Here is a 9,089-nt window from a genome sequence, read left to right on the forward strand (position 1 = left end):
GTTCGCCGGCGCCTGCGGCGAGGTCTCGGGAGCCGCGGGTGGCCTCGAAGACCCCGTCGCGCAACGGGGCACCCGGCGCCGCGAGCTGCCGGGCCAGCTCGTCGGCGCCGCCCTCCAGTTGGTCCAGTCCGCTCAGGGTGTTCTGGTCCAGACCCTGGGTGGCGAGCTGGTCCCTGAGTCCGATGAGCGCCTCGCGGGCCCGGACGGTATCGGGGTCGTCGCCCTGCAGACGCGACAGCGCGTCGTCGATGGCCGTCGACACCTGCCCCTGGATCACGGCCACGCCGCGGACCGCGCCCACCACCTGCCCCACCCCGTCGGCCAGCTCGGTGGCTCCCGTCCCGGCCTGGCCTATCCCCGCCTGGAGCTGTTCCATACCCGCCGCCAGTTCGGCGCTGCCAGCGCGCAGCTGTTCGGCGCCGTCGGCCAGTTCGGCCGAACCCGAGCGCAGCTGATCCGCACCCGCAACGGTGAACGACGAGTTGGCCGAGGCCTCCGACAGCGCCGAGCGCAGTGGTCCGCCCGCTCCCGGTCCGGCCTCCTCCTGCTGCGGTGTCGGCCCGACCACGGCCCAGAGCGCGGCCAGGACGAGCGGCAGGGCGAGGAGAACCACCGCGGCCACCCGCCGGGCGGGCCCCGGTGCGGCTGAGGCCGTCGGAACGGGGTCGCTGACGGGATCGCTGACGGAGTCGCGCCCGGCGGTACGAGGTCCGTCGTCGGCGTCGGGACCGGCGGGAGGTCCGTCGACGGCGTCGGGGCCGGTGGCGGTAGATCCGTCGACGGCGTCCTCCCCGAGGTCGCCTGCACTGTCGCCTGCACTGGGGGTGGGGGGCATGTGGAGGATGCTAGTTTCCCCGGTGAGGACGTTCCCGCAGGTCATCCGGCACGTCCCGGAATCCTGCCCGAAACCGCGCCGTCGGACAGTGGTAGCCTGACCCGGCGGGCTCGGTTCCCACGGGTCTGCTCCGTCGCCCACCTCGACCAGCACCGGAGCCAACGGCACGTGACATTGACCCTCGCCCTCGGAGCGGCTTTCGGTATCGCGGCGATTTCGCCGTTGCTGGCCCGGATACTGGGGCGGGATGCCGGTTGGCCGCTCGCGGTGTTGCTCGCGGCGCTGGCCGGGTACATCTGGGTCGCCATTCCGGTCGACACCGTCTCCACCATCGCCTGGATGCCGGCGCTGGGAATCGACCTGCGCCTGGCCCTCGATCCGCTGGCACGCGTGTTCACCATGCTGGTCCTCGGGATCGGCGCCGTCGTGATGGCGTACTCGTCCCGTTACCTCGGGCGCGGCGGCGGGCACGGCGGCTACTACGGCCTGATGACCCTGTTCGCCGCGTCCATGCTCGGGCTGGTGCTGGCGGACGACGTCGTTCTGCTGTTCGTCGCCTGGGAGTTCACGACCCTCTGTTCGTTCTTCCTCATCACGCTGGCGGGCCCCAAGGGGACGCAGCCCGCGGTGCGGACGCTGCTCGTCACGGTCGCGGGCGGGCTCTGTCTGCTCACCGCCGCCGCGCTCATGGTGGTCCGCACCGGCACCACCGTCCTGTCGGACATCCTGTCGGACCCGGTGTGGACGCAGGACCCGGCCTTCGCCGCCGTGATCGCGGTCCTGATCGCCATGGCCGCGTTCACCAAGTCCGCCCAGTTCCCGTTCCAGGCGTGGTTGCCGGACGCGATGGTCGCCGCGACCCCGGTCAGCGCGTACCTGCACGCCGCCGCCATGGTCAAGGCCGGCATCTACCTCCTCCTGCGGTTCTCCGAGGCCCTGCACGACGTCCCGGTGTGGAATCTGCTCCTCATCGCGTGCGGCATGACCACCGCCGTCCTGGGCGCCGTGTTCGCGATGCAGCGTGACGACCTCAAGGAATTGCTCGCCTACTCGACGATCAGCCAGCTGGGCTTCCTGGTGGCGACGATCGGTGTGGGCACCCCGGAGGCCATGGTGGCTGCGATCGTGCACACCATCGCGCACGCGCTGTTCAAGTCCTCATTGTTCATGTTCGTGGGAGTGGTCGACCACCAGACCGGCACCCGCGCCATGAGCGGCCTCCCGCCGCTCTACCGCATCATGCCCGGCACCGCGGGCGGCGTGGCACTGGCCGCGGCGTCGATGGCGGGCCTGCCCCCGCTCCTGGGCTTCGTGTCCAAGGAGTGGATGTTCAAGTCGATGCTCGAGGCCCCGGGAGCGGCCTGGACCGGCCCCGCGCTCGGCGCCCTGGCCGTGTTCGCCGCCACCTTCACCTTCGCCTACTCCGCTCGGTTCCTGCTCGGCGGCTTCGTCACCCACGGGCCGCCGGCCAGGCCGGGGCCGGAGCCCGTCCACGACACCCCGGAGTCGATCGCGCCGCCCCGCGCATCGTTCTTCATCCCCGCCGCGCTGCCCGCCGCACTGGGGTTGTTCCTCGGCTTCACCGGGTTCCTCCTGGAGCCGGTGGTCGCCGCCGCGGCACGCGCCTCCATCGGGGCGGGTTACGAGGCCGACTTCGGGCTCTGGCACGGATTCGCGCCGGAACTGTTCATGTCCATGACGGTGATCGCCGTCGGGATCGTGCTGGTCATCGTGCGCCACCCGGTGGAGCGCTTCCTCGACCGCGAACTCGCGCCCATCACCGGCGTCGCCACGGTCGACGCGCTGCGCCGCTGGGCCATCGCGGGAGGGGCCCGTGTCGGCGACGTGACCCGGACGGACCGGATCTCCCGGCACGTGTGGGCCGTCCTGATCGTGCTGTTCGCTCTCGCCGCCGTCGGCGTGGCCACGGTCCGTCCCGCCCCCGAGGTGGGCTCGCCGGTCCGTGTCGAGGACTGGGTGGTCGTGGTTCTGCTCGGGGTGGGGACCGCGGCCATGGTCGTCTCGCGCTCCCGTCTCGGAGCCGTCGCGAACGTCGGGATCGTCGGCTTCGCCATGGCGCTGTGGTTCTTCACGCTCGGTGCGGTCGACGTGGCACTGACCCAGCTGCTCGTGGAGGTCCTCACCGTCGTCGTGATCGTCCTGGTCCTGCAGCGCCTTCCCCGTGCGTTCCACCCGGTCTCGCGCTCCCGGATGGCGGTCAGCGCGGCCGCCGCGGTCGTGGTCGGGCTGGCCTCCGGGGCGGCGGTGTGGGCGATGACGGGCCGTCGCGAACTCTCCGACGTCGGGCGCTACTTCCTCGACAACGCCGAGGAGGACACCGGCGGCATCAACGTGGTCAACACCGTCCTGGTGGACTACCGCGCCCTGGACACCCTCGGGGAGCTCACCGTGCTCGGTGTGGCCGGCCTCGCGGTGATCCTCGCCCTCCACGCCCGGCGGGCACTGCCCCGGCGCGAGGTGCCGCTCACCGTCCCCGGGAACTCGCCACTCCTGCCCGCCGGGGACAACGGTGTCTTCCTGCGCACGTTCGCCCGGATCCTCGGGCCCCTGATCGTGCTGCTCTCGCTGTACTTCCTCGTACGCGGCCACAACGCCCCCGGCGGCGGGTTCAACTCGGCGCTCATCGGCGGGGCCGGGATCGCGGTCTACTACCTCCGCGCGCGGGACGATGCGTCCGCGCGCATCCGGGTGCCCTATGTCGCGGTCATCGCGGCCGGCGTGATCATCGGCGTGGTCACGGGCCTGGTGGGCTTCGTCGACGGGTCGTTCCTGTTGCCGCTGCACGCCTACCTCGGCGGCGTGCACCTGACCACCGCGCTCGTCTTCGACGTCGGTGTCTACCTCGCCGTGCTGGGCGTGATCATGGCCGCGGTCGACAAGCTCGGTGGGGACGACCGCAGCGACGAACCCACCGGTCCGCGGGGCCCGTCGGGACCGCCGGCCCCCGCCGGCCCGGGCGCAGAGGCCACCACTGAGGCGGCCACCGAGGACGCCGAGCCGACCATTGACGTCGCCGACGACCCCCCTGACGACCCCGCCGATCACCCGGCCGATCACCCGGAGGTACAGGCATGACCCTCGCGATCTCCGTCGGCGTCCTGATGGCCGGCTTCGTCTTCCTGGTGCTCCAGCGCGGGATGGTCCGGGTGATCCTCGGGTTCATCCTCCTCAGCCACGCCGCGCATCTCACGCTGATGGCCGCCGGCGGGGCGTCGAGGCGCGAGGCGCCCCTGGTGTCCGATCCCGACCCGGCGCTGACGTCCGACGGCCTCCCGCAGGCGTTCGTACTCACCGCGATCGTCATCTCCTTCGCCATCACGATCTATCTGCTGGTGCTGGCGGTGATCGGCGGGGACGACGACGACACCGACATCGGCGACCTCGACGAGCTCGACCTCCTGTCCGACGTACCCGGAGGGGCGCACCCGGAGGACCCGGAGCCCGACGAGCCGGCGATCCACGATGCGGAAGGGAACCACCGATGACGCTCGAGGCCGCCCTCACCCTGTTCGTCGCCGTCCCGCTGCTGACGGCGGGTCTGCTCGTGGCCGTCGCGTCGAGGACACGCCTCGTCCTGACCGTGCTCTTCACCGTCCTCGTGGCTCAGCTGGCCGCGGCGATCGCCACCGTCCCGTGGGTGGCCGACGGCTCGGTGGTGGTGCACCAGGTCGCGCTGTGGGCACCCGGGGTGGCCATCCCGTTCGTGTTGGACATGTTCTCCGCCCTCATGCTGACGGTGACGAGTCTGCTCACACTGGCGTGCGCGGCCTTCGCGGTCCCGGCCGGGGAGGCGTTCAAGAAGTTCTTCCCACCGCTGGTGCTCCTGGTGACCGCGGGCGTCAACGGCGCTCTGCTCACGGGCGATCTGTTCAACTTCTTCGTCTTTGTCGAGGTCATGCTCCTGCCCTCGTACGGGCTCATGATGATCACCCGGTCCGGACGTGCCAACCTGGCCGGGGTCGCGGCCTCCCGCCTCTACATCTCGGTCAACCTGCTCGCCTCGACCCTCCTGCTGATCGGTGTGGCACTGATCTACGGCATCGCGGGAACGGTGAACATCGCCGAACTCCACGGTGCCGCCTCCGAGGACACCGGAGTGGCCGTGGCCACTGCGCTGGTGCTGTTCGCGCTCGGCATCAAGGCCGCCGTCGTCCCTGTTCACGGCTGGCTGGCGCGGGCCTACCCCAAGATGTCCCCTGCGGTCACCGCGATGTTCTCCGGCCTGCACACCAAGATCGCGATCTACGCGATCTACCGCGTCTACGCGGTGCTCTTCGACGGCGACTCTCGGTTCCTGTGGGTCGGGGTGGTCGTCTTCTCCGCCACCATGGTGATCGGCGTGCTCGGCGCGGTCGGCGAGGTCGCCCCGCGTTCGATCCTGGCCTTCCACATGGTCAGCCAGATCGGCTACATCCTCCTCGGGGTGGCCCTGTTCGGCCCCCTGGGTCTGACCGCAGGCATCTTCTATCTGCTGCACCACATGATCGTCAAGGCCGCGTTGTTCCTGGCCATCGGTGCGATCGAGGTGCGTTACGGCCCCCGGCGTCTCGGGCAACTCTCGGGGCTGGCCAAGACCGAACCCCTCATCGCGGTCGCCTTCTTCGCGGCGGCCATGTCGCTGGCCGGCATTCCGCCCTTCTCGGGATTCGTGGCCAAGCTCAGCCTCATCATCGCCGCGTTCGATGCCGGTCAGATCGCCGCGGCGGCGGTCGCTGTCGCGGTCAGCATCCTCACCCTGCTGTCGATGCTGAAGATCTGGACGGGGATATTCCTCGGCGAACCCACCGCCACCGACTCGCGCACGCTCCCGCCCGGTCTTGAGGCGGCGAACTCCGACGCCTCCGGGGTCCCCGACGGGCGGGACCCGACCGGAGCGGGCGCCACCACGACCGGCCCCGCTACCGGAACCTCGGCCGCGCCTACCGCCACAGCGGGCTCCACCGCCACCACCACTGCGACCACCACCACCGCCGCCGCCGACGAGGCCGAGGCCGAGGCCGACCCCCGCATGGTGCCCCCCGGTCGCCGGATCGGGTTCGCACTCGCGGCACCCGCCCTGGCGCTCGCCGTGGTGACCCTGGGGCTCGGGCTGGGTGGTCAGCTGCTCCTGGAGCTGGCCGGGACGGCGGCGGCCAACCTGTACGACCCGACCGTCTACGTCCGGGCGGTGCTCGGATGAGGTCTACGTTGAGCTGGCCGTTGCGGGTCGTGTGGTTCATGCTCTGGTTCTTCTGGCAGCAGACCACCACCAGCGCGAAGGTCGTCCGGGACGCCTTCCTGCCCCACGCCGCGATAGAGCCCGGGTTCGTGCGGCTGACCACCAGGTGCCGCACCGAGCTCGAGGTCACCGTACTGTCCTCACTCATCACCCTGACCCCGGGAACACTGACCCTGGGCGCGCATCACCCCGGAGACGGTGACGGTGACGGGTGGGAGATCGTGGTCCACGGGATGTACTTCCCGGATCCCGACGACCTGACAGCCTCGCTACAGGACATGGAGAACCACATGCTGACCGCGTTCCGGAGAGAGGGGTTCATCCGGTGATCGTCGTCGACATCGCGATCGTCCTCGTCGGGATCGCAGCCGTCCTCTCCTCGTACCGGATGGTCCGCGGTCCGAACGCCGGCGACCGGGCGATCGCCGCGGATCTGCTGTTCTTCGCGTTCATCGCACTCCTCGCCCTGGTCGGCGTGCGGGTGGACAGTCCCTTCGTCTACGACCTCGTCCTGGTCGCAACGCTGGTGGGCCTGGTCTCCGCGCTCTCGCTGGCCCGACTCATGTCCGGAGGTCGTCGATGACCTGGGAACTCGTCGCGACCGTCCTGGGATCGGTCTCCCTCCTGGTGGGCTCCGTGGTGTTCCTCGGCGGCGCTATCGGCCTCCTGCGGTTTCCGGACCTGTACGTGCGGTCCTCGGCGATCGGCGCGGCCGCAGGCCTCGGGCTGGTCTTCGTGATCGTCGGCGCCTTCCTGCTGCACCCGTCCTGGGATGCGGCACCCAAGGTGGTCGTGGCGGCGATACTGCAGTTCGCCTCCTCCGCCATCGGCGCGATGTCCATCGCCCGCGCCGGGTTCCTCTCGGGGGCCGCCCCCACCCCGATGACCCGGTATTCGCAGATCGAGTTCACGGCCGATCCCGCGCCCGACGCCCCGGAGGTGGCCCGCGATGAGTGAGCCACACGATTTCCCCGACGACCTCGGGGGTCCGCCCACCGACGCCACGGGTTTCGCCGTGATCGACGAACCGGTCGAAGAATCCTCGACCTACGGCGACCTGGGCCTCGACGAGGCCACCCGGCGATTGTCCAGACTCCGCTCCCGGGGCGATCTCCGTGCCGCCTCGCGCCTCATGGCGTCACTGCCCGACCAGGTCGTGGTGGACATGCTCGAGCGCAGCGCCGACCGGGACCGGGCCGTCGCGTTCCGACTCCTGCCCAAGGGGCGGGCGCTCGTGCTGTTCGAGGTCCTCGACGCCCCCGTGCAGTCCGAGTTGCTCCGCGATCTGCGTGAGGAACAGGTCGCCCACCTCTTCGAGGAACTCGACCCCGACGACCGCGTCGCGCTCATGGACGAGCTGCCGGCCTCCGTCGCGACGCGGCTCCTGCGGGGCCTGCCGCGGGAGGAGCGTGCCCTCACCAACGAGATCCTGGGCTACCCGGCCGGGTCCATCGGCCGCAGGATGACGCCGGAGTTCGTCTCCGCCCGCCCGGAGATGACGGCAGCAGAGGCTCTCGCGCGGGTGCACGGCCGACTCGTCGACGTCGAGACGATCTACACCATCCCCGTCGTCGACCAGGGACGCCGCCTCGTCGGGGTCGTCGGGCTCCGATCGCTGATGGGCGCGGATCCCGACGCCCTCGTCGGGGACCTCATGAACGACGCCGTGTCGATCCACGCCCGGGCCACCGAGGAGGAGGCGGCCCGGCTCAGCGCGGACGAGCGCGTGATCGTCCTGCCGATCACCGACGAGGAGGACCGTCTCGTGGGCATTCTCACCGTCGACGACGCGCTGCGGATCCTCGAGGACGCCGAGACCGAGGACGCGGCCCGCCAGGGTGGCTCCGAGCCCCTGCGCCGGCCGTACCTGGCCACCCCGGTGCGGTCGATCGTCCGGTCGCGCGTGGTGTGGTTGCTCGTGCTGGGACTCGGCGCGGCGCTCACCGTGCAGGTGTTGGCGGTGTTCGAGACCACGCTCGAGCAGGTCGTGGCGCTCTCGTTGTTCGTTCCGCTCATCATCGGTACCGGCGGGAACACCGGGAACCAGGCCGCCACGACGGTCACCCGCGCCCTGGCACTCGGCGACGTCCGCCCCCGCGACGCCCTGCGGGTACTCGTGCAGGAGGTGCGGACCGGGTTCATCCTGGGGCTCGCGCTGGGCGCGGTGGGACTCATCGCCGCGGGGTTCATCTTCGGCTTCGACTTCGGACTGGTCATCGGGCTGACCCTGCTGGCGCTGTGCACCATCGCGGCCACGGTGGGCGGGCTCATGCCGCTGCTCGCACAGGCGGTCCGGGCGGACCCGGCGGTGTTCTCCAACCCGTTCATCACGACGTTCGTTGACGCGATCGGGTTGATCGTGTACTTCCTGGTAGCGCGGGCCGTTCTGGGCCTGTAGGCAGGGGAGAAGACCCGACGCGGGAGGTGGATGTGGTTCAGCTGGCCCTGCAGCTCCTGGTGGCCGCTCTGCTGCTCAACGTGCTGGCCTGCCTCGTGCGGGTGGTGCGAGGCCCCTCCCCGCGTGACCGCGTGACCGGGGTCGTGTTGGCCGGCACCACCGGCGCCGCCCTGCTGTGTACGCTGTCCGTCCTGGCCGGCGCCCCGGCGGTCCGTTCGGCGGCGCTCGCACTCGTGGCGCTGGCGCTGGTCGTCACCGTCACCGTCGTGACCGCGGAGCTGGGGCGTCGATGAGCAACGCGCTGGAGATGGCGCGCGACGTCGCGATCGTCCTGTCCGCCGCGGCGGGACTGCTGTTCTTCACCGCCGGGACCGTCGGCCTGCTCCGGTTCCCCGACCTGCGTAGCCGACTGCACGCGGTGACCAAGGCCGACACCCTGGGCCTCGGGTTCGTCATGCTGGCGTTGTCGCTGGCCTCCGACTCCCTGTGGGCGGCCGCCACGTTCATGCTGGTGTGGGTGCTGGGCATGGGCGCGGCCGCGGTCTCCGCGTCCCTGCTCGGCTCGGGCCCCGAGGCGGCCCCTGAGGCGGACGGCGCCCCGGGGTCCGGGACGAGCC

9 protein-coding genes and 1 pseudogene are annotated in these 9,089 nt (G+C 71.1%); 9 read left to right on the top strand and 1 reads right to left on the bottom strand.

Annotated elements, in window-relative coordinates:
* Positions 1–835, bottom strand: a pseudogene (locus G6023_RS09860) (hypothetical protein); the annotation flags it as partial.
* A gap of 168 nt (positions 836–1,003) precedes the next feature.
* Between G6023_RS09860 and G6023_RS09865 the strand changes: the two are divergent.
* From G6023_RS09865 to G6023_RS09905, 9 genes are all read left to right on the top strand, one after another.
* Complete coding sequence (locus G6023_RS09865; RefSeq protein WP_182635239.1) at positions 1,004–3,931, top strand: DUF4040 family protein; 2,928 nt, start codon at positions 1,004–1,006, stop codon at positions 3,929–3,931.
* The gene (locus G6023_RS09870) at positions 3,928–4,341 is read left to right on the top strand and encodes a sodium:proton antiporter (RefSeq protein ID WP_182635241.1); all 414 of its coding nucleotides are present in this window, start codon (positions 3,928–3,930) and stop codon (positions 4,339–4,341) included. The genes G6023_RS09865 and G6023_RS09870 overlap by 4 nt, the downstream gene beginning before the upstream one ends.
* Positions 4,338–6,035 carry a monovalent cation/H+ antiporter subunit D family protein gene (locus tag G6023_RS09875; RefSeq protein WP_182635244.1) on the top strand — a complete coding sequence of 566 codons (1,698 nt, stop codon included), beginning with the start codon at positions 4,338–4,340 and terminating at the stop codon, positions 6,033–6,035. The genes G6023_RS09870 and G6023_RS09875 overlap by 4 nt, the downstream gene beginning before the upstream one ends.
* Positions 6,032–6,403, top strand: coding sequence for a Na+/H+ antiporter subunit E (locus tag G6023_RS09880; protein WP_182635247.1), 372 nt, complete (start codon positions 6,032–6,034; stop codon positions 6,401–6,403). The genes G6023_RS09875 and G6023_RS09880 overlap by 4 nt, the downstream gene beginning before the upstream one ends.
* Entirely contained in the window at positions 6,400–6,657 is a 258-nt protein-coding gene (locus G6023_RS09885; protein WP_182635249.1) for an MrpF/PhaF family protein, read from the top strand. The genes G6023_RS09880 and G6023_RS09885 overlap by 4 nt, the downstream gene beginning before the upstream one ends.
* Positions 6,654–7,031, top strand: a complete 378-nt coding sequence (locus tag G6023_RS09890) for a cation:proton antiporter (protein WP_182635251.1) — start codon at positions 6,654–6,656, stop codon at positions 7,029–7,031. Before G6023_RS09885 ends, G6023_RS09890 begins: the two co-directional genes overlap by 4 nt.
* Entirely contained in the window at positions 7,024–8,472 is a 1,449-nt protein-coding gene (gene mgtE, locus G6023_RS09895; RefSeq protein ID WP_182635252.1) for a magnesium transporter, read from the top strand. The genes G6023_RS09890 and mgtE overlap by 8 nt, the downstream gene beginning before the upstream one ends.
* A gap of 26 nt (positions 8,473–8,498) precedes the next feature.
* Positions 8,499–8,765 (top strand): hypothetical protein, encoded by a 267-nt coding sequence (locus G6023_RS09900; RefSeq protein ID WP_182635253.1) that lies wholly within the window; start codon positions 8,499–8,501, stop codon positions 8,763–8,765.
* Positions 8,762–9,089 (top strand): cation:proton antiporter (locus tag G6023_RS09905; RefSeq protein ID WP_182635254.1); only part of this gene is annotated, 328 nt, incomplete at its 3' end. The genes G6023_RS09900 and G6023_RS09905, both read left to right, overlap by 4 nt.

It is taken from the genome of Dietzia sp. DQ11-71 (genome assembly GCF_014144995.1).
GTDB lineage: Bacteria > Actinomycetota > Actinomycetes > Mycobacteriales > Mycobacteriaceae > Dietzia > Dietzia kunjamensis.

Excerpts from the sequence above, each read along its gene's own strand:
- mgtE (WP_182635252.1), top strand. The coding sequence starts at position 7,024 with ATGAGTGAGCCACACGATTTCCCCGACGACCTCGGGGGTCCGCCCACC.
- G6023_RS09880 (WP_182635247.1), top strand. The coding sequence starts at position 6,032 with ATGAGGTCTACGTTGAGCTGGCCGTTGCGGGTCGTGTGGTTCATGCTC.
- G6023_RS09870 (WP_182635241.1), top strand. The coding sequence starts at position 3,928 with ATGACCCTCGCGATCTCCGTCGGCGTCCTGATGGCCGGCTTCGTCTTC.
- G6023_RS09890 (WP_182635251.1), top strand. The coding sequence starts at position 6,654 with ATGACCTGGGAACTCGTCGCGACCGTCCTGGGATCGGTCTCCCTCCTG.
- G6023_RS09875 (WP_182635244.1), top strand. The coding sequence starts at position 4,338 with ATGACGCTCGAGGCCGCCCTCACCCTGTTCGTCGCCGTCCCGCTGCTG.